The sequence below is a fragment of the Flammeovirga sp. EKP202 genome (genome assembly GCF_014534745.1).
GTDB lineage: Bacteria > Bacteroidota > Bacteroidia > Cytophagales > Flammeovirgaceae > Flammeovirga.
Map to the genome: position 1 here is coordinate 32,044 of NZ_JACVVP010000031.1, position 21,047 is coordinate 53,090.

At 33.0% G+C, this 21,047-nt stretch carries 17 protein-coding genes and 1 tRNA gene; 10 read left to right on the forward strand and 8 right to left on the reverse strand.

Annotated elements, in window-relative coordinates:
• Window positions 1-1,373 precede the first annotated feature (1,373 nt).
• The 8 genes from IC221_RS18265 to IC221_RS18300 all read right to left on the reverse strand — a co-directional run bounded on the left by IC221_RS18265 (window position 1,374) and on the right by IC221_RS18300 (window position 13,039).
• Window positions 1,374-3,131 carry an Ig-like domain-containing protein gene (locus IC221_RS18265; protein ID WP_188170349.1) on the reverse strand — a complete coding sequence of 586 codons (1,758 nt, stop codon included), beginning with the start codon at window positions 3,129-3,131 and terminating at the stop codon, window positions 1,374-1,376.
• 153 nt (window positions 3,132-3,284) lie between these two features.
• Window positions 3,285-5,159: a tRNA uridine-5-carboxymethylaminomethyl(34) synthesis enzyme MnmG gene (gene mnmG, locus IC221_RS18270; protein WP_188170350.1), complete on the reverse strand. Its 1,875-nt coding sequence runs from the start codon at window positions 5,157-5,159 to the stop codon at window positions 3,285-3,287.
• 480 nt (window positions 5,160-5,639) lie between these two features.
• Window positions 5,640-6,077: an rRNA maturation RNase YbeY gene (gene ybeY, locus IC221_RS18275; protein ID WP_188170351.1), complete on the reverse strand. Its 438-nt coding sequence runs from the start codon at window positions 6,075-6,077 to the stop codon at window positions 5,640-5,642.
• A complete protein-coding gene (locus IC221_RS18280; protein WP_223241425.1) occupies window positions 6,077-6,493 on the reverse strand; it encodes an ATP-binding protein in 417 nt (138 codons plus the stop codon). Before IC221_RS18280 ends, ybeY begins: the two co-directional genes overlap by 1 nt.
• A gap of 1 nt (window position 6,494) precedes the next feature.
• Entirely contained in the window at window positions 6,495-9,872 is a 3,378-nt protein-coding gene (locus tag IC221_RS18285; RefSeq protein WP_188170352.1) for a DUF4175 family protein, read from the reverse strand.
• Between the two features lie 115 nt (window positions 9,873-9,987).
• Window positions 9,988-11,751 carry an ABC transporter substrate-binding protein gene (locus IC221_RS18290; RefSeq protein ID WP_188170353.1) on the reverse strand — a complete coding sequence of 588 codons (1,764 nt, stop codon included), beginning with the start codon at window positions 11,749-11,751 and terminating at the stop codon, window positions 9,988-9,990.
• A 156-nt stretch (window positions 11,752-11,907) separates the two neighbouring features.
• Complete coding sequence (locus IC221_RS18295; protein WP_188170354.1) at window positions 11,908-12,672, reverse strand: exodeoxyribonuclease III; 765 nt, start codon at window positions 12,670-12,672, stop codon at window positions 11,908-11,910.
• A gap of 4 nt (window positions 12,673-12,676) precedes the next feature.
• Entirely contained in the window at window positions 12,677-13,039 is a 363-nt protein-coding gene (locus IC221_RS18300; RefSeq protein WP_188170355.1) for a hypothetical protein, read from the reverse strand.
• 196 nt (window positions 13,040-13,235) lie between these two features.
• Here IC221_RS18300 and IC221_RS18305 point away from each other — a divergent pair, with 196 nt between their 5' ends.
• From IC221_RS18305 to IC221_RS18350, 10 genes are all read left to right on the forward strand, one after another.
• Window positions 13,236-13,937, forward strand: coding sequence for a ComF family protein (locus IC221_RS18305; protein ID WP_188170356.1), 702 nt, complete (start codon window positions 13,236-13,238; stop codon window positions 13,935-13,937).
• Between the two features lie 122 nt (window positions 13,938-14,059).
• A tRNA-Met gene (locus IC221_RS18310) sits at window positions 14,060-14,135 on the forward strand.
• Between the two features lie 348 nt (window positions 14,136-14,483).
• Window positions 14,484-15,668 carry a transcription antitermination factor NusB gene (nusB, locus tag IC221_RS18315; protein WP_188170357.1) on the forward strand — a complete coding sequence of 395 codons (1,185 nt, stop codon included), beginning with the start codon at window positions 14,484-14,486 and terminating at the stop codon, window positions 15,666-15,668.
• A 21-nt stretch (window positions 15,669-15,689) separates the two neighbouring features.
• A complete protein-coding gene (locus tag IC221_RS18320) occupies window positions 15,690-16,010 on the forward strand; it encodes a YtxH domain-containing protein (protein WP_044206191.1) in 321 nt (106 codons plus the stop codon).
• Window positions 16,011-16,181: 171 nt separating this feature from the next.
• Entirely contained in the window at window positions 16,182-16,661 is a 480-nt protein-coding gene (locus IC221_RS18325) for a DUF1573 domain-containing protein (protein WP_044206193.1), read from the forward strand.
• A gap of 109 nt (window positions 16,662-16,770) precedes the next feature.
• Window positions 16,771-17,094 carry a preprotein translocase subunit YajC gene (gene yajC / locus IC221_RS18330; protein WP_044206262.1) on the forward strand — a complete coding sequence of 108 codons (324 nt, stop codon included), beginning with the start codon at window positions 16,771-16,773 and terminating at the stop codon, window positions 17,092-17,094.
• A gap of 172 nt (window positions 17,095-17,266) precedes the next feature.
• Complete coding sequence (locus tag IC221_RS18335) at window positions 17,267-18,310, forward strand: hypothetical protein (protein ID WP_188170358.1); 1,044 nt, start codon at window positions 17,267-17,269, stop codon at window positions 18,308-18,310.
• A gap of 2 nt (window positions 18,311-18,312) precedes the next feature.
• Window positions 18,313-18,921 carry a dephospho-CoA kinase gene (coaE, locus tag IC221_RS18340; RefSeq protein ID WP_188170359.1) on the forward strand — a complete coding sequence of 203 codons (609 nt, stop codon included), beginning with the start codon at window positions 18,313-18,315 and terminating at the stop codon, window positions 18,919-18,921.
• Window positions 18,922-19,068: 147 nt separating this feature from the next.
• Window positions 19,069-20,610, forward strand: coding sequence for a bifunctional phosphoribosylaminoimidazolecarboxamide formyltransferase/IMP cyclohydrolase (purH, locus tag IC221_RS18345; protein WP_044206201.1), 1,542 nt, complete (start codon window positions 19,069-19,071; stop codon window positions 20,608-20,610).
• Window positions 20,611-20,734: 124 nt separating this feature from the next.
• Entirely contained in the window at window positions 20,735-21,031 is a 297-nt protein-coding gene (locus IC221_RS18350) for a hypothetical protein (RefSeq protein WP_188170360.1), read from the forward strand.
• The last annotated feature ends 16 nt before the right edge of the window (window positions 21,032-21,047 follow it).

The following is a 21,047-nucleotide window of genomic DNA, read 5'->3' on the forward strand; positions in this document are numbered from 1 at the left end:
CTTTATGAACACCCTTGTGAATAGTGTGAATAAGAGCCATTTGTGAATTACTGTGGATATTATCAACGCTTATTCAACATTTTACTCACTAATCACAATTTTGTGTAAAAATCGTGTGAATAATGTGGATAACTTATGAATAAATATCTTTAATGTCCAATTTTTTAGCCAAATAGGATAATTACAGTGAATAACTCTTAAGCTTATTATCAATATACATACTTTGTTCATTTATCAATCATTTTTGCGCCTAAAAATAACAGCGCATTTAGAAGATTTATCAACACTATCATTTTCTTATTTCACAGCCTGTAACTCTATACTTCTCTGTATGCATTTAGCCTCTATCTTCCTTATCAATTCTTGAAATTTTATGCTAACTCATATACATACTGTGAATTAGGTTTTTGTTTATATGTTTATAATTTTGAATATTATTACATTAAATATCAGATAATCAGATACTTAATATGTTTATAATGTCATAATTTATACCATTATTTGTGTATAAATAGGTGAATATTGCTTGAAATCACCAATATGTTTATAAGTCTGTTGATAACCTCAATAGTTGTTCACAAAATTCAATATTTAATGTTAGTAAATAAGAATTAAGATTATATTATAGTTCTATTTCTTATGCTACTGATTTATACAGGCTTAGCTAAAAATTGCTGTTTTTGACTATGTAAAGGCTAATTATAGGGTAGTGAAACCTTTTATTATTAAATGTATTGATAAGAATAATAAACAATAAAATGTTATTCACACTTATATGAGACTTTGTTTATTTTTTGATGATTTTGAATTTAATTTTTGTGTAGAATCTATTCATTGTTCACAACTGTAGTTTATACCTCAATGATTAGGTCTACTTTATCATACAGTTTTTAGTTTTCATTTCTATGCGATCATCTATTGGGGATAACTTTTTCGTCAAGGAGTATAATTAAACTGAAATGATAAAACCTCCACTAGTACAAATCATAAGAGATAGTATCATTATAGATCATAAGAATTTTTTTATTTCCAACAGTCTAGATTATCGTCAACTTTCAATAAGTATTTATAGAATATACTTTTAACCTTCTTTCTTCTTCATTTTGTCTTAACACAAAAGCGAAGCAAAAAAGTCAAGGGTTATATAATTATCTTATAAAATGTAGTGCTGTAGGGAAGTTGCATTGCAACGTCTTAGTGAACCACTACACATTACCATTTTATCCTTCATAAATGATAGGAAAGAAAAGTGGAGAGTTGATTTTATAAGAAAATAAAAAGAGTAGTATAGAATTGATTTTTCTTTTCATTAAATTTTTGATCAAAAAAAAAGTGAACATCTCTGCTCACTTTCTTTATGCTGAATTTCTATTTTATATTTTGTCTGTATTAATGATAGTATCTTCTCTTCTGATTTCCCAGTTTGCTTCAACTTTAATTTCTTTAGGGAAGAAAGCTGTAGGTTCTGGAGGAATTCTATTTTCAAAATCTCCAGGGAACCAGACACCGTCATTATTTTCATCAATTAAAACTCTGATACCATAAGTTCCTGGCTTCACATATTCAAAAGAAAAAAGTCTTTCATTTTGTACTTCTTGGATCACTTCTCCTTTTGATGTTACTAACTGCACAAAGAAACTTTCATGACTTCCTACCACTTGACCTTCTACAATTCCATATTTATCTAATTCTTTAATCGTAAAGTTAAGTGTTTTAGCTTGTGTAGAATCTGCTTTTACGGAAACGAAAGCATTATCTGTAAAAATTAAACTAAAGGCAGAGTCTGCATAAAATTTAGGAAAACTAACTTCAGTGTGATTAAAATTAAATTCTAAGTTTTTATCAATTAAAATACTATCTAATCTTGTAGTGTCTTCACTATATACATAATACATACTATCAAGATTCCATTCTTTCATTGGTAAAGGAAATTCTAAAACGATCTCTACACTGTCTTCAGGAATAAGATCACTATCTTCAGGTATTTTTTTATCGAATTTAATTCTTATAATTTCCTCTTCTTCTTCTTCTGTAACACCTACAGCATCACCGATTGATTTTAAAGCTCCACCAATTAAACCACCGTTCTTTTTATTTTTTTCTTTTCGCTCTTCCGCTTTTATTTCAGCTTTACTAGGGAACATAATCATTGTATCAAATTCGATTCGTTGATCAATAGAGTCAATGGCATATCCTGTCATTCTTAATGAATCTTCCATATCTCTTTCACCGATATAGATTAGTTTGATTTCTCCTTTTTGATCTTGATGAAAAATACTATCAGTGTAAGAATTTTTTTCTGGGAATTCGATATCATATTCAACAGCGAATTTATTGAACTTCACTAGAAGGTCTTCCTTTTTTTCAACTTTGACACTCTTAAAGTTGAAAGGTACTAAATCATAATCTCTCACGAATAATTGTACATCATCAACATTTCTATCCAAGAGAATAGAATCGCTAAAGAAGCCAACTCGTTCTTCTCTTAAAGTGTATTTGTAATCTCCATTTGTATCATCAATACAATAAACTTTATAGTAGCCGGGTTTAAATCTTTCTAAAATGAAAAGACCATCTTTAACTGTTCTTGAGAAATAAACGGGTGGATCTGTGTTGACATCAAGAGAATCATAAGGATCGTACAAAGCGATAATTGCACCTTCAATAGGTTCGTCTGTAAGTAAATCTCTTACTTGCCCTGTTACTTCTAGCGAGTCTAAATAATCTCCTGTACTAAATGAAAAACGAACATTCTTTGCCGGATTTTTTTCAGTAACATCGACTATCGAATTTCCAAAGTCAAAGAAATAAGTCATATCCTGTTCAAGAGTATCTAAAACGTTGATGATAACTTTGTTTCTGGCAAACCTAGATTTGTATTGAAAAGTGGGTTTGTATGGGGTAATAATTAAGTTCTGTCTTAACTTTTCTTCCTGTACATATTCATCAAAATAAAGTGTGATCTTTAGTTTAGTGGTATCCACATTTGTTTGTCCGTTGAATGGAGTACTGGCACCAAACCTTGGAGGAATTTCATCTTTAGGACCTCCGGTAGGAGAGGAGATGACAGCACAAGCATACACTGTAAAAAGTATATATACAGAAATTATTATTCTTAAGGTTAAGTTCATTATGATAGACTTTCTAAGACATATTTTTCAGTAAAAGCAGAATTGTAACTCTATTCTTCGTTACAAAAAATGCACTTACAAAATAAGGCATATCTCTATAAAGAAATATGCCTTTTATCTAAAAATATATTATTTTTTTTGATCTCGAAATAACTAAGCTTTTTGCTTATCCAAATACACCATTAAGATGGTAACATCAGCAGGTGTAACACCTGAAATTCTCGATGCTTGTCCTAATGTAAGTGGAGCAACTCTTGTTAGCTTTTCTCTTGATTCAGCTGATAACGCATTGATTTGTTTGTAATCAAATCCTTCAGGAATCTTATAGTTCTCCAAAGTAGTTAACTTCTCTGCGATCTTTTCTTCCTTCTCAATGTAGGTTTCATACTTCAAAAGGATCTCAACTTCTTCCAGTGCTTTCTCTCCAAAACCTTCAAAAGCTTCTTTTAGAGTAGGAGCACTCTCTAAGGTCAGAGCCATATCTACCTTCGTTTTCTTCAAGAATTTATCAGCTTTCAAACCATGATTCATTGTTTGTAAACCTCTTTCTTCAAGATGAGGATTGGCATTACTAACCTTCACACTCGTCTCTTTTAAGACTTCAGTAGCTTTTTCAATTTGCTCTTTTTTCTTCTGAACCGCTTCAAAACGTTCATCAGAAGCAAGACCTAATTGATGGCCTAAGTGCGTTAATCTTAAGTCAGCATTATCTTGTCTCAATAAGATTCTATACTCCGCACGAGACGTAAACATTCTATATGGCTCTTCTGTTCCTTTGTTGATCAAGTCGTCAATAAGAACACCGACATAAGCTTCCGATCTTTTCAATACGAAAGGCTCTCTTTCATTGATCTTATTGTGAGCATTTATACCTGCCATTAAACCTTGAGAAGCTGCTTCTTCATAACCTGTAGTACCATTAATCTGACCCGCAAAATAAAGGTTTTCTACAAGCTTCGTTTCCAAAGTCGCCTTCAGTTGGGTAGGAGGGAAGAAGTCATATTCAATGGCATAACCAGGTCTGAACATCTTTGCATTTTCAAAACCTTCAATTTTACGAAGTGCTTTGTACTGTACATCCTCAGGAAGTGATGTAGAAAAACCATTGATATACATTTCACAAGTATTCCATCCTTCTGGCTCCACAAAGATCTGATGACGATCTCTTTCAGCAAAGCGGTTGATTTTATCTTCAATAGAAGGACAGTATCTTGGACCTAAACCCTGGATTCTACCGTTGAACATTGGTGATCTATCGAAGCCAGTTTTCAAGATATCATGCACTTCATTACTAGTATAAGTGATGAAGCAGCTACGTTGTTTTGTTAGTGTAGAAGTACTGTCAGAAAAAGAGAATTTCTCAGGGTTTTCATCACCTGCCTGCTCTTGCATTTTCTCCCAGTTCAATGAACGGCCATCAACTCTTGGAGGAGTTCCGGTCTTCATTCTGCCTGCTTCAAAACCTAATTGTACTAATTGTTCTGTCAAACCTTTAGCCGCATGTTCGCCACTACGTCCACCTCCAAATTGCTTTTCACCGATATGAATCAAGCCATTTAAGAAAGTACCGTTTGTCAGTACAACAGATTTGGTATTGAAAACAACTCCCAAACTAGTTTTAACTCCAGTGATTTTATCACCTTCCATTACTATTTCGGTAGCCATTTCCTGCCATATATCTACATTGTGATTAGCTTCTAAAGCATCTCTCCACTCTTGAGCAAATAACATTCTATCACTCTGTGCTCTTGGGCTCCACATAGCAGGTCCTTTTGATCTATTCAACATTCTGAATTGGATCATAGACTTATCTGTGATAATACCTGACATTCCTCCAAGAGCATCAATCTCTCTTACTATTTGTCCTTTAGCAACACCACCCATAGCTGGGTTACAGCTCATCTGAGCGATGGTTTGCATATTCATTGTAATCAGTAATACTTTAGATCCAAGGTTTGCAGCAGCATGTGCAGCCTCACATCCAGCATGTCCTCCGCCAATTACAATAACGTCATAAGATGGATACATTCTTTCTCCTTATTTTAAAGTTCCACGTGGAACATGTTTTTCTTTTTGTGGAAACTACTAAAGAGTCTTAGTAGTCTACTATTTCATTTTCAATTTTATAAAACTGAAATAGTCATTGAATTGTTTACTAGTTAAACTTTGATTAACAGATAGGTAGTAACTAGTAAAGCAGTGCAAAGATAATAAATGAAAAGATGTATTTATTCTTTAGGTATACATTTATTAATAATTCTTCATACACATGTTCTCATTTTCAATATTGAAATTGATTTATTGAACTGTTTTCAATTTATTCTAACAATGAGATAAGCTTATTTTATCATTGAATATACCAGTTGTGAAACATCAACTAACATTCACATCTACTGATGATCTAATCTTAAATCTTATAAACCAAAAAGTTCCACGTGGAACAAATCAGATCTTATAATCTCAAAGTGTTTCACGTGGAACATTAAATATTTTGATAAAAGTAAAAAACTAAGCTTTCAATTTTTCAATTCTAATGCCTAATTGTTCATCTTCTAAAGCTCTCATTTTTTTAGCTTCTTCTTCGGATTTATCTTTAAAACCAAGGAGGTGAAGAATTCCATGTATTAAGACTCTATGTAATTCATCTGTTTCTGAAGTACCAATAGAAGAAGCATTTTCTTTTATTCTATCAATACTTACAAAAATGTCAGACTCAATTTCATTTTCATATTCTGAATTATCAAAAGTAATGATGTCAGTATAAGTATCATGATCTAAATACTCAACATTTACTTTATGTAGATATTCATCAGAACATAAGATGTAGTTGACCTCAATCAACTCAAAGTTAAACTTTGTAATTACTTCATGAATCCACTGTTTTACTTCATCAGCATTCTGAACTGTAAAATCAATGTCTTCATTGAAAAAAGTAATATTATCCATTAAATATAAAATCTTAGCGTAATTGCTTTCCCCTCGTTAGAAAATTCTACTTCGTCAGCTAAATGTTTAATTAAGAAAATGCCTCTACCACCTGGCTTGTCTAAATTTTCAGGAGCAGTAGGATCGGGGAGACTATCATAGTCAAAACCTTTTCCTTCATCTTCTACAGTAAATGAAATTTCTTTATCAGATACATCTAATTCTAAATGTACATTCTTTTCTTTTTCATTTCTGTTACCATGAATGATTGCATTGTTGACCGACTCAGTTACAGCAATCATAATGTTACCATAGATGTCGTCATTAAAATTAAACTCGTCACGAGCTTGGTCGATAAAACTCTCTGCGATACGAACGTTTTCTATTAACGAAGGTATCTTTAATTTGAATGGCTTATTCATTGTGCTACTCGGCATTTCAATCTTTTATCTTTTCAAAGTATTTATTCACTTCCTGCTTATAGTAGGTATTTAATGAAGTTGGAATTGTTCTCAGTAATTCAATTTGAGTTTCCTTTTGTTTTAAGTACTCATCAAAACTATCTGGCGGTGGAATCTGCTTTTGTTGTTTTGCAGTTTCACCTTTCCTTTCTTCATCTTTTCCTTTTTCTTTTTTCGCCTTTTCAGACTCAAGCATTCTAGTTAAAATTTCTTTCTGTCTTTTTACTAGCTTATCAGTAAGACGCTTGTTGACCAAGTCATCTTCTGTTTGTTCCATTTGCTTAAGGATTTTTTTATAAGCATCTCCTTCTCCAGTACCTTCACCATCTTTGCCACCTTTATCCTTTCCTTGCATCTGTTCCTGACCTTTACCCATACTTTGTTTTAAAGCATTTCGGATCATTTCCTGTTGTGCTGCAAGTTTAGCAAGTTCTTTGGATAATTCCTTCCCAGACTTCCCACTTTTCTTTAAGTTTTCCATCTGTTGGTTTAATTGCTGTTGCATCTGACTTGGACTAGGGGAGGACGATGATTGCTTTTGATTCATCTGTTGCCCTGCCATACTCTGACTCATTTGCTGTTGCATATTATCTAAAATATCGCTCAATAACAAAGCTAGATTGTTAATTGAGGTCATAGAAAACTGTTGCTTACTTGCGGCCACTTCTGGAACTCGTCTCTTAATGGCATCTAAACTTTCATCCATATATTTATTCATATCTGTCACTTCTCTAGTGACGAATGATTCAATTTGGAATACTCGTTTTGATAGTGCAACTAAGCTATCTTCTATATATTTAGAATCATCTCTCAATTTAAGTTGAGTTTGTGATAATTCCACAAATTTAGGGTCAATTCTTCTAACCTCCTTAAAGGATTCCATCAGATTTTCCTGATCGAAGGAAAGTTTGATCAAATTCTCCATGATTTGCCTTAAAGCATCATGGTCTTCACTGATCTGTTCCATCTCTGCAGACTGCATACTTTGCTGCATCTGCTTCGCCATTTGCTGCATTTTATTGGCTGCTTTTTTCTGCGATTGATGGGCTTGCTTTTTCTGATTCTGTTTTAATTGTTCAGAAGCATTTTGTTGTTCTTTCGAAATAGATCTCTCATTAGGGGTAAATTGTTCGAAGTCTTGATTTGTTCGTTCTTCTTTATCCATCTTACGAAGTTGATCCATTTCTTGTTTGATTTTATCAAACTTTTCATTCAACTCATCCTGTTTTTTAACAAGTTCTTTCTTCTCTTCTGCATTTTCTTTTTTCTGTTCTTCAGAAGAGGCTTCTTCTTCTTTGCTTTCTAAATCTTTTGTTTCTTTTGCAAGCTTTTGTTGTTCTTGGGCAAGGTCCTCTAATTTCTTAGAAACTTCATTTGCCTTTTGCTGCATTTGAAGTTTTTTGAAAAGCTTTATCGTACGTTCTAATTCCTGCTTAAGATTCTTCTGTTGCTTTTCAATATTCTTCAAATTTTCCTGAAGAGATTGATTAATGTGATTTTGCTCCATGAGTTTACTTAGTTCCTCATAAAGTTTCTTCGTCTCTTCATCATTGATATCATTAATAATTTTCTGAAGCTGTTCTGACTTTTCAGCTGTACTTTTATCTTGATCAGAAAATTTATTCTGTTTGTCTTTCAACTCCTGACTTTGAGATTGAAGATTTTCAATTTCCTTTTCTAAAGCTTTTCTCTGCTCGATTAATTTTTGAATATCTTTTTTATCCTGCCAAGTCAGTTGTCTTTTACCTTTTAGCTTTTCTTCTAATTTCTTTAGATCACGATCTAATTGATCTGCTTTAGCAAGCGTTTCTTCCAGTTGATCTTTCGTTTCTTCTTTTGTCTGTTCTAGATCTTTTTCAATTTCTTCTGACGTAGGTAACTGAAAAGTATACAAAGGTGTTTTACTTCTTTTGTTTCCATTCACTCCGTCATTGTCATAAACTTCCACAAAGTATTCTAACTTATCACCTTCTTTTAAGTTGAACTGATCCGTTTGTAATTGATAGTAGAAACTTTGATCAATAGCTCTTCTATTAAAAGGAATATCAATTTTCTCAAAAGTATTAGGAGCCTTTTTATCATCTTTTCTTTTTATTCTATATCTCGTTCTTAATCGAGTAATACCGTAGTCATCACCAATATTTCCACCAAATACCAAGTAGTCGTACATCACTGTATCTTGATACTGACGCATACTGATACTTGGGTATTGATCCTTTATGACATTAAGGTAATAGGATATACTGTCTTTGTTGGTACCATAAATATTTGAAAGAGTAACACTGTATTCCGTTGAGTTACTTGAAGTGTATTCAAACTTGAATACATTGTCATCAATATTCTTTGCATTCTGATTAATGACTAATTCTTTAAAGTAAAGTCTAATAGAATCAGCTGTTTTTGTATCAAAAAGCCAAGTTATCTTAGAACCTTCAGGAACTAATAAGTTTCCTGTATTGGCTATTGTTTCATTATTCTTGTTGGTGTATCTAGGATACTCTATTTGAACACTAAACTTTGAAAGACTAGGTCTTGTTAGCATGTTCATTTTAAACTCCTTAGAGTAGTATCCTGCAGCTTTAAATCGAAACCTGATAGGGTGTTGTAGCTTTTTGAAAGTATGATTAAATGAGAAACCTGGAGTAGAGGCCTCTAATTTGATAAGAGAACCTTTATCTGTTTCTATATAAACATCATTAGGAATGGCTTCACCTTTTAATTCTACTCTTAACTCGAAGTCATCACCCTTGAATACATCTAAGTCAGAAGAGATTAATTCAAAAGAGAAAGGAGCTACAGGTAGGAATTCTTTATCAAACTGAACAATTTTAGGAGTACTTTCTGTAAGAACCTGAGGTTTGATCAGTAATATGCCCAATAAAATACAAAGAGCTGGTAGTAAGTATTGATACCAGTATCTTAAATTCTCTTTGTAGGAAATTGCTAATGTAAAATTGATAGGAGAAAATTGCTTATCTCTTTGTTCGAGAGTTGCTTGAATGAGGCTATTCTTCTTTGCTTCTGATTGAAGTTGGATGGTATTAAGAAGTTTATCAGAAATCTCTGGAAAGTACTTTCCGATCTCTTCAGCGGCTTTTTCATCAGAGATTCGATTACTAATACCATTCAGTTTCGCTACAGGCTTTAATACCCAAATAAATAAGGTATAAACAAAAGTAGAGATGTATAACCCAAATAGAATTGTTCTTGTAGTGGTACCAAAATTATTGAGATACTCTAAAACGCTAAAAAGTAAAAGCAAACCCAGAACAGCGGCAAACGTTAGAATTGCTCCCTTTAGAATTGCATTCCTATACAGCTTTTGTTTGTAGGCTTTGATTTTACTTTCGAACATGGGCTATAAATTAATTTTAAATAAATAGGGCAAAAACCCTTTACTCTTTGAAAAAACAAGACTGATTTTACAATAAAATCAGTCTTATTATTAATCTATAGTAATATAATTAATATTAATTAGTTTTGTCAAAATAAACGGCACTGAAATCACGATATTGCATCGCATTATTAGGAAAATCTTGTACCGAGCGTTGAATTAGTCTATATCCTTCGTCATACCATAGTACAATGAAAGGTGCATCTGCCATTAGAATCTGCTCAGCTTTCATAAAATGCTTCAATGCTTCTTCTTGTGTAGTAGCTGCTAATGCTTTCTCATATTCAACATCAAACTTAGGATTCTTGTAACGAATTAAGTTTGGCCATGATTTCTCATTTGGATTTTCAGGCAATGTTTTAGAGTAGTAAGCCCATAAGTAGTTTTCTGGACTTGGATAGTCAGCAATCCATGCTAAACGTAGGAAATCATATCTACCCATAATACTCTTCTCTGCAATCTGAGCGAAAGGAGAGAATTTCAATTCAATATTGATATTCAGTTGATCCTTCAGTTGTTTTTTCACTTCTAAAGCAACGTTACTGTATTGTTCCCCTTCAGTATTTAAGTCCAAAGTGATTTTTGGAAAACCTTTACCGTTTGGATAACCTGCCTTTGCTAAATAATACTTCGCAGAGTCAATGTTCATAGAGTAACCTCTGATTTCACCTATATCATAGTTTTTGAATACAGGAGGAGTTATACCATTATACCCTTCCATATATCCTTCACCATTTAAGATGTATTCTAGGATACGTTGTCTATCGATAGCAAAGTTAAATGCTTTTCTAACATTGACATCACTGAAAATTTTACTTTGATTGTTTAAAGCTAAGAATTGAGTTGACATCTCAGGAACTCTTTGCAAACGGTATTTGTAATTTGCAGAGCTTTCATCTGATTCAGTTAAAATGTCAATGATATCCTCCGTTGGGATTCTATACATCATATCCAATTCACCTTTCTTAAACTCTAAAAATTCAATTTTCTTATCCTTGATAAATGAAACTACTATTGCTTTTAAGAATGGAAGCTTGTTTCCATACTCATCAGTACCGTGGTAGTTTTCATTTTTAGAAAGAATAATACTAATATCTTCATCTACAGATGCAATTTGGAAAGGACCTGTACCAACACATTTTGTACGCATATCATCACCATAAAACTCTCTAGCTTCTCTTGGGAAGATAAAAGCACCTGGCCTAGCAAGGTTATATAAGAACATTGAGTTAGGCTTAATCAACGTAACTTCAAACGTATGTTCATCAATTACTTTAAAACCTGATACTCCTTCTAAACCTTTTGGTGTTCTGATAAATGATAAATCTTCTTTTGTAGCATTATAATACTCTGCAGCACCTACAACGATGTCCGTAAATAAATGAGCATACTGATTGTTCTTATTATAAGTACAGATAAGATTAAAACTATAGAAAATATCTTGAGCTGTCAGTTTCTTACCTTTTCCATCTTCAAAACACTTGTCATCATGAAAGAAGACATTGTCTTTAAGTTTAAAAGTATAAACTAGCTGATCATCTGATTTTGCATAGCTTTCTACAAGACTAGGAGTTACTTGGAGTGTTTGCTGATCAAACTTAAATAACCCTTCGTAAATCTGAGATGCAATTCTGTAAGAGTAAATATCAATTATACTAAGAGGGTATAAGTTTTTGATATACTCAGATTCATTCACTCTAAAGACTCCTCCGTAATACTTATTTCCTTTTGCAGGGGTTAAAGTATTTTCTTCCGAATTGTTTTCAGAATCGCCAGGAGTACAACCTGTGAAGGTCAATAAAGTCAATAAAGAGAATGTAATAGCTATTAGCTTTTTCATCTGCAATGAAATTTTCTATTTGTTACAGTTACACAAAGTGTATAACTAGGATTAATCATTTATTTTGAAAGAGATACATCTAATATGCACAAGACTAAAAATATTCAAAAAATTGATCATTTGCCTACAAAAGACCAATTATTTATGAAATTTATTTCAAAAATCAATTTCTACAGGGCAGTGATCAGAATGGAAAGCGTCATTATGCAATACAGCGTTTGTTAATTGACTAGCAAATTCATTCTGTACCATAAAGTAATCAATGCGCCAACCTAAGTTCTTTCCACGAGCTCCTGCTCTATAGGTCCACCAACTATACTTACCGGGACTAGGATCAAATTTTCTGAAAGCATCTACAAAACCTCCTTCTTCAATGAACTTCGTAACCCATGCTCTTTCTGCAGGTTGAAAGCCAGATGTGTTTTTATTTCTTTCAGGGTTATGAATATCAATTGCTTTGTGACAGATATTGAAATCACCACACACAATTAAGTTTTTATAATCTGCTTTTAAACTTTCTATATAATTATAATAATCATCTAAAAAGCTGTACTTGAAACTTTGTCTCTCGTCTCCAGACGTTCCAGAGGGAAAATATGTATTGATTAAAGTGAAATTATCGAACTCACACAGTATCGTTCTTCCTTCATTGTCGTATATATCAATTCCCATGCCTATTTTAGTAGACTTTGCAGGGATTTTTGATAAAATAGCGACTCCACTATACCCTTTCTTTTCAGCCGAATGCCAGTAGACATGTTTGTAACCTAAGTCTTCAAAAATTGTCAGATCAACCTGTTCTGGATTTGCTTTTACTTCCTGAAGACAGATGATGTCTGGGTTCACATTGGCTACCCATTGGTCGAGTTCTTTTTTTAAAGCTGCTCGAATGCCATTTACATTATAAGATATGAGTTTCATTTATCTAATCTAATAGGTCCGTTTCATTTTTAAAATACTCTAAGATATGCCATCTCATGAGTTGCTCTTGAGCCAATAGATCCATAGAAGGGATCTTTTTTAGAAGTTTCCAATGAGGCCAACCTTCCTTGTCCAGCCCTTCTAATTCATAGTAACCAGAATAGCTTAATACTTTACAAGTGGCAATATGTATCAGGTCTTGTTTTTCTTCTTTAGAAAATGGAATAGGACCTTTTCCTAATTCCTGTACACCAATCATAAATAAGATACTATTCAAGTCACTTGGCTGTTTATCAAATACTTCAGTTAAAACACTGATTAATCGAGACCACTCAATTTTTATATTTTCTAAATCTTCGTTTTCCAACTTTATTCTATTTATCTCTTTGAATATTTCACTACATTAGTAGCACAACAAAAATGAAGAGTAAGCACAATTAGTTACTGTACTTTTGAGTACAATCTATTTAGTAGTATTACTATCCCAAAAATAGAGTAATCTTATGATTAAGTTACTTTTTCTGTCTACTTAGAGCGACATATTCAAACTAATTATTTTTTCAATGCATAATATTACTAAACTTTTTGATTTTATTTTCTATGGTCTTTTTCCGAAGACATGTGTTCATTGTGATTCGCTTCTAAAAGAAGGAGAGGAGACACTTTGTTTCAAATGTCAATTTACCATTATTAGCTACCCATTCAGTTGGGGGATTTCTGATAAAAACTATATCACTAATAAATTTCAGTTCCGAATGCCATTAAAGAAAGCAGCTTCATTTTTTGTATTTGAGAATACATCGGCAGTCCAGAGTTTAATTCATGATTTAAAGTATAAAGGAAATCAGAATATTGGAAAATGGATCACAGACTTTTATTTGGATCATGATAAGAAAACTTTTTTTGAAGACCTTGATTTGATGATACCGGTACCTTTACATCCAAAACGATACAAGGAGAGGGGGTATAATCAAGTTGATGTTTTGTGTCAATCAATATCAGGCATTACTTGTGTGGAGTATGGCAAAGATGCAGTGAAAAGAATGAAGTATACCACATCTCAAACGAAGAAAACAAGAGAACAAAGGTTGAAAAGTATGGAAGAAGTCTTTGCAATTCCAGACAAAAAAATGATTCTGGATAAAAATATCTTGATTGTAGATGATGTGTTAACGACTGGAGCTACCGTGGAGTCTTTAGGAAACACTTTGATGAAAAACGGTGCGAAATCCATTTCTATACTTTCTATAGCGGTTAAAATGTAGTGAAAAATATTTATTTTTAATTTTACTAGTCTGCATTATAGTATGTTAACTTTAAACATTGAAAGTTTATTTGGTTGGTAAAAAATAAACCTCTACTTTTGCCAAGCATTTAAGAAAAACAGTGCGGGGTGGAGCAGTTGGTAGCTCGTCGGGCTCATAACCCGAAGGTCATCAGTTCGAGTCTGGTCCCCGCTACCAAGTAGGGCTAGTCGTAAAAGACTAGCCTTTTTTTATTGCATTCCAAGTACCATTAAAGGGGAAGTTACGCTTTGTTCATCAAGCAAAATCAAAAACTTGTAAAACAAACATCTCATCTTTAAGTATACTTAAATATCTGATTATCATGTATGAAATGCCATAATTAGATAGTATCTTAGAGTATGTTTGTTTGCTGTTTGAAAGAGAATCCCATCTATATTATTCCCTTTTCCACACAATTTATATAACATACTCTCTTAATAAAGTTGATTGATATGAACTTTCAATTGAATGTTATCGTCAACTAATAGTAAATGTTCTTTAGGTTTTAGGAAAAAATATAAATCCATGCTCAACAGAAGGTTATTACGCATCAAAGTGATGCAAAGCGTTTATGCATTTAAGCAAAGTAAAGCTTCTAACAAAGAATTAACGATTGATAAAATCAAAGCAGAATTCAGAGAAGAATTTTTGGAGTTAGGCCAAGAAGAGAAAGCTAGAATTGATGAAGAGCAAGCAAAGGTAATTGAGTATTTCAATAACTATGTGGATGAAGATGCCGAGGCTTCAACAGAAAACCTAGATGCTAAGCTTTTAAAAGTAGCTTCTAATGCGAGAAGTCACTATGAAGATTTAGTATCCAATGATCAATTGGAATTCAGAAAAAGAATGGTCATTGAAACAGAGCAATTATTTACAAAATACTTGAAGCTGTTATCGTATATCATTGATATCTCTGTTCTTTCTAAAAAAGAATTAGAACGTAAAGCAGAAAGAGGTGCAAGAAACATGGAAATGGATCAGAAGTTTGTGGATTGGTTCTACAACAATGATGCATTTAAACTATTAAGAGAAGATGCTGCTTTAAATGAAATCCTTTCTGAAAAGAAATTAAGAAGAATTGAGGATGATGAAAGAGTGTTGGAATGGTTGAGAACTCTTAAGAAGGATGAAGAGATTATTTCTCAAATTGAAGATCTTTTAAAAGAATCAAATTCATTTGAAACACAGCAGGAAATATTACGTTTAATTGTTAGAGACTTCATCTTTAAAAATGAGGTAATTGAATCTACATTTGAAGCGGAAGATTTGAACTGGTCTGAAAACAAGAAAATACTTAGAAGTATGGTGTTGAAGACAGTGAAAAACTTAAGTGAAGGAGAAGAGACTGAAATCTTATCAATCTCTAAAAACTGGGATGAGGATAAGGAATTCTTCGAAGATCTTTACACTTATACCTTAAATCAAGAGGAAAGCTTCAAAGGAATTATCGAAAGCAAATCCAAAAAATGGGCTGTTGATAGAATTGCTAAAGTAGATGGTATCTTGATCAACATGGCATTGGCAGAAATGTTAAACTTCAGAAATATTCCTGTAAAAGTGACCATAAATGAGTTTATTGAGATCTCTAAGCAATATAGTACGCCAAAAAGTTGGCAGTTTATCAACGGTATGTTAGATTCAATCTCTGAAGAGCTTCAAAACGAAGGGAAGATTAAGAAGAGTGGGAAAGGCTTACTAGATAACAAATAATTAAACAATATTACTTTTAAGATGGCAAAAAACGGTGGAAATTCATTTTTAGGCTTTGTTGCCGGTGCTGCAGCAGGTGCTTTATTAGGCGTTTTATTCGCTCCAGATAAAGGAAGAAATACTAGAGAACGTCTTTCGTATAAATTAGATAAGTATCGTGAAGATTTAGAAGATCTTGTAGAAGACTTAATGGAAGAAAGAAACATTGCCGTTACAGCTGCAAAATCTGAAGGTCAAAAAGTGATTGATGATGCAATCAAGCGTGCTGAAGAATTAATGGGAGAAGTTGATGCTATTAAAGAGAGTATCGCCGAGCCTGTTTTAGAGGATGACAATGAATAATTTTAATATATTCTAGTTTGAAGGCAAGGAATTTTGAATTCCTTGCCTTTTTTCATCAAAAAGTTTTTTATAATTGTGTCTCGAGGTGAAGTAAGTAATGTTAATTTTATTCTTAACTTTATTCCTACAATAAAAAATCAGTTACTAGGTAAAATCTAATTTTTTAGAAAAATGAAATTTATAAAAGCACTTTCAGTTCTAGCCTTAACATTATTAATGGTAGCATGTGGAGAGAAGAAATCGGAATCTTCGTCTACTGCAGATGCAACTCAAGCAAAAATTGAGGAAGTAAAACAACCAAGTGCCCCAACAGGTCCATTAGCTCAATTTAAATTCACAGAAAAAGAATTTGATTTTGGTGAAATTACAGAAGGCGATAAAGTTACACACGTATTTAATTATACGAATGAAGGTGAAGTGCCTTTGACAATCACAAACGTTAGAACAACTTGTGGATGTACAGCACCTAACTGGAGTAGAGAACCATTAGCGCCAGGTGAATCAGCTGAATTAACAGTGACATTCAACAGTGCTCATAAAAAAGGAACACAAGTGAAAAGAGTTACAATCAGTGCCAATGTAGAAGATGGTATGGATGTAGTAACAATCAGAGCTAAGGTGAATCCTAAAGAAGAGAAAGCTTCAATGTAATTCCTTCTTTTTTCTGATAATTCACAAAAAAAAACCTCTATTAGGAAATATACCTAGTAGAGGTTTGTATTTTTGTGGCTCATATAAATAAAATTACATTATGCTTACAATGAACATACTTTTACAAGCTGCAGGACAGTCAGCTAATATTATGAACTTGATTTTTATCGTGGGGATGGTAGCTGTATTCTACTTCTTTATGATAAGACCACAGCAAAAGAAACAAAAAGAGCAACAAAAGTTTTCTGATGCGGTAAAGAAAGGTCAGATGGTAGTGACTGTAAGTGGAATGCACGGAAAAGTATATGAAGTAAATTCTTCTTCAGTTGTGTTAGAAATTGATAGAGGCGTTAAAGTAACTTTTGAAAAGTCTTCAATTTCTGCTGAAAATACAAACATTGTTTTCGGTCCTAAAAAAGAAAAGAAAGCTTAAGGAATAACTTTTTCCTAAAGTAGTTGAAATAAATTTTCTGCCGTTGTACAAATTAAATTGTGCAACGGCTTTTCTTTTTCAGTACATTGCAGTATTGAATAAATAAGAATTAGCTTTCCTTAGTTTACAAGAGCAAATTTGGAACATGCTCTGAGAGGTCTTAAATTAGAATATGCCTGATAATAAGAAATATCACATCCCTGATTTTGAAAAACTTATTGAGTGGTCAAAAAAAAAGCTGGACGAACTCATAGAAGATAGTACCTTTTTCCAAGAGATGAAAACTTGGGATTGGAGTGCTATGATGATATGTTTTATGACAGCATTTATTTTTTGGATTTTCCATTCATTAAATGATGATCATACGTCTACCATTGAAATACCCGTTGATGTAAAGGTAAAAGAAGACAATGTAGTTGCTTTGCAGGAGCCTCCACAATATGTGAGCGTCAATGCGACAGGAAATGGATGGACATTACTTTCAAAATCAATAGGTGTTGGTAAAAGTAAGTTGACGATCAACTTAGAGGATCCAGTTTCTGTAAAATACTTGGCAGGCAAGTTTTTATTGAAGGAATTATCTCAGGTACTAAAAGGACTAAAAGTCAACTATATTTTAGAAGATACCTTATCATTTGATTATGATACTTTGACCAACAAAAGGTTAGCAATAGAGATTGATTCTTCGTCTTTTCATTTTCAAAATGGTTATAGGAGGGTAGGAAAAATTAATGTGACCCCGGATAGTGTTACTTTTAGAGGGCCAGCTACAGAGCTAGCAAAATACCCTGATGTATTGCTGTTAAGTTCCGATGATGTGGAACCGATTGCAGAAGATTTAAATGAATACATACCGATAGAAACACCTTTTAAAAACCAAAAACGATTAGTAGTTTCGCAGTACGATGAGGTGAAAGTACAATTTGATGTACACTATTTTATCTCTTCAACAGAAAAAACACGTATTTTAAGAGTAAACTTTCCTCAACTAGAAGATTCAACATTTTTATTAGATCCAAAGGATGTTTATATTAGCTATATCATCAGAGAAGACCTAATCAATAGTATTGATTCTATCCCTGTGGTTGTTGACTTCAAGGATATTAATTGGGCAGATTCTACGGTAACACCAAAGGTGTTTTTAGACAACGACAATTACGAGAACATTTTACTCTCACCGAAGCACCTTAGAGTGCGAAAAACGAAATTAAATTAAACATGCAGGTAGGAATTACTGGCGGTATTGGGGCTGGTAAAAGTTTTATATGTAGAGTTTTCAAAGTATTGGGAACACCTATCTATAATGCAGATGCCAGTGCTAAGATGCTTATGACCGAAGACCCAGAAATTATAAATGAAATAAAAGAGGTTTTTGGAGAAGAAGCGTACTTAGAAAATGGTAAACTAAATCGTACGTATTTAGCGAATCAGATTTTTAATGACCAAAAAAAGCTAACAGCTATCAATGAAATTGTTCACCCTCGGGTAGCTACTCACTATGAAAACTGGGTTGAGATTCAGTTAAAAAAACATCCTTATGTTGTAAAAGAAGCAGCATTGATGTTTAGTAATGGTAACTATAAAAAGATGGACAAAGTTATTGTGGTTGATGCGCCTATTGAAAAAAGAATTCAAAGGGTAGTAGCTAGAGATCACAGGTCAGCAAAGCAAATTGAAGATATCATTGAGAAACAAAAAAAGGAAGAGGAGTTATTTGATCTAGCGGATTATAGATTAAATAATGATGACTCTACTTTATTGATTCCACAAATAATAGAACTTCATAAAACTTTTTCAGTAGGTGAAAAAGAAAGTGAATTAATCTAAACTTGATAATTAATTCATCAAAAAGACTAAAAATTATAGATAGAATACTATAATTTTTGGTCTTTTTTATTTCTTCAGTCTTTTTTTAAACTTGAAATGATTAATTTCGCGCTATAATCACAAATCAAAGATTATCAATAATATAATATGAAAAAGGTCGAGTCAGCACTCATTTCGGTTTTTTACAAAGACAATCTAGCGCCAATTGTAAAACTGTTACAAGAAAATGGTGTCACAATTTATTCAACAGGTGGCACACAGAGTTTTATAGAAGAACTAGGAGCCGAAGTAACGGCTGTTGAAGACTTAACTTCGTACCCTTCTATCCTTGGAGGACGTGTTAAAACTTTGCACCCTAAAATCTTTGGAGGTATCCTTAATAGAGGAGACAACGAAACAGATCAAGCTCAAATTGCAGAATACGATATTCCAAACATTGATTTGGTAATCGTAGACTTATATCCATTTGAGGAGACTGTAGCTTCAGGAGCTGAGCATCAAGCAATCGTAGAAAAAGTAGATATTGGTGGTATCTCTTTGATCCGTGCTGCTGCTAAGAACTATAAAGATACTTTAATTGTATCTTCTAGAGAGCAGTATGATGAAGTAGCTCAAATCTTATCAGAGAAAAACGGAGCAACAGATCTTAAAGATCGTTTACGTTTCGCTGCAAAAGCATTTGACATCTCATCTCACTATGACTCAAAAATCTTTGAGTACTTCAATAGTGTGGTAGCTGAAGAGGAAGAAGAAATCCCAAGCTTAAAAGTATCTGAGCGTTCTGCTAAGACACTTCGTTATGGTGAAAACCCTCATCAAAAAGGAACTTTCTACGGTGAGTTGTCAGAAATGTTTGACCAGTTAAATGGTAAAGAACTTTCTTACAACAACTTAGTAGACGTTGATGCTGCAGTAGCATTGATCGACGAATTCCCTGCTGAAGAAGGTGCAGCATTTGCAATCTTGAAGCATACAAATGCTTGTGGTGTTGCTTTAGGTAGTGATATCAAAGATGCTTATGTAAAAGCATTAGCTTGTGATCCTGTTTCTGCATTCGGTGGTGTATTGATCAGTAATAAAGAAATTGATTTAGCAGCAGCTGAAGAAATTCACAAATTATTCTGTGAAGTAGTAATCGCTCCAGGTTTTGCAGAAGATGCCTTAGCACTATTAAAAGGTAAGAAAAACCGTATCATCCTTAACAGAAAAGAAGTAACTGTTGGTAAAGTTCAATACAAGTCATTATTGAATGGTGTATTGGCTCAAGACAAAGATCTTCAGACTGAAACTTGGGAGGACTTGAAAACGGTAACTGAAAAAGCACCTTCGGATGCTCAAACTGCCGCTTTACTTTTCGCGAACAAAATCTGTAAGCACACTAAATCGAATGCTATTGTTTTAGCGAAAGATGGTCAGTTGTTTGCAAGTGGTGTTGGTCAAACTTCAAGAGTAGATGCATTGAATCAAGCAATCTTGAAAGCGAAAAGCTTTGGGTTTGATTTATCAGAAGCTGTAATGGCATCAGATGCATTCTTCCCATTCCCTGATTGTGTAGAGATTGCACAAAAAGAAGGAATTGAAGCTGTAATTCAACCAGGTGGATCGATCAAAGATCAAGATTCAGTTGATTTCTGTAACAACAATGGTGTTGCAATGGTAATGACAGGTGTTCGTCATTTCAAACACTAGAATATAAATAAAGCAATTTGCTTTCAAAGAAACCGATACCTTAGGGTGTCGGTTTTTTTGTTTGAACTCATAAAAATGACTATCATTACAAATAAGCTATTACTCATATTTACGATCCTTCATTATGGTAAAACCAGAAAAAGTAAAACCCGATCAAAACAGAGTCAATAAAGAAAATGCTCCTTTTATTTTTGCTTGTGCAATTCAACTCTTTATTATACTATTAAATAGATTAGATTTTATTCCCAAGGAAGCTTATAACTCAATTAGTTTATTCACTACAGGGATAATTTTTTCTAGTATTTACTATACAACTGTAATTAATAATGACAAAGAAGCGTTAGCTAATTTGAAACATGTAGGTATTAGCTTAGTTATAGTAATACTATTTGTTGGGTCTATTATTTATGGTTTAATATGACCTAAAGTTTACAATA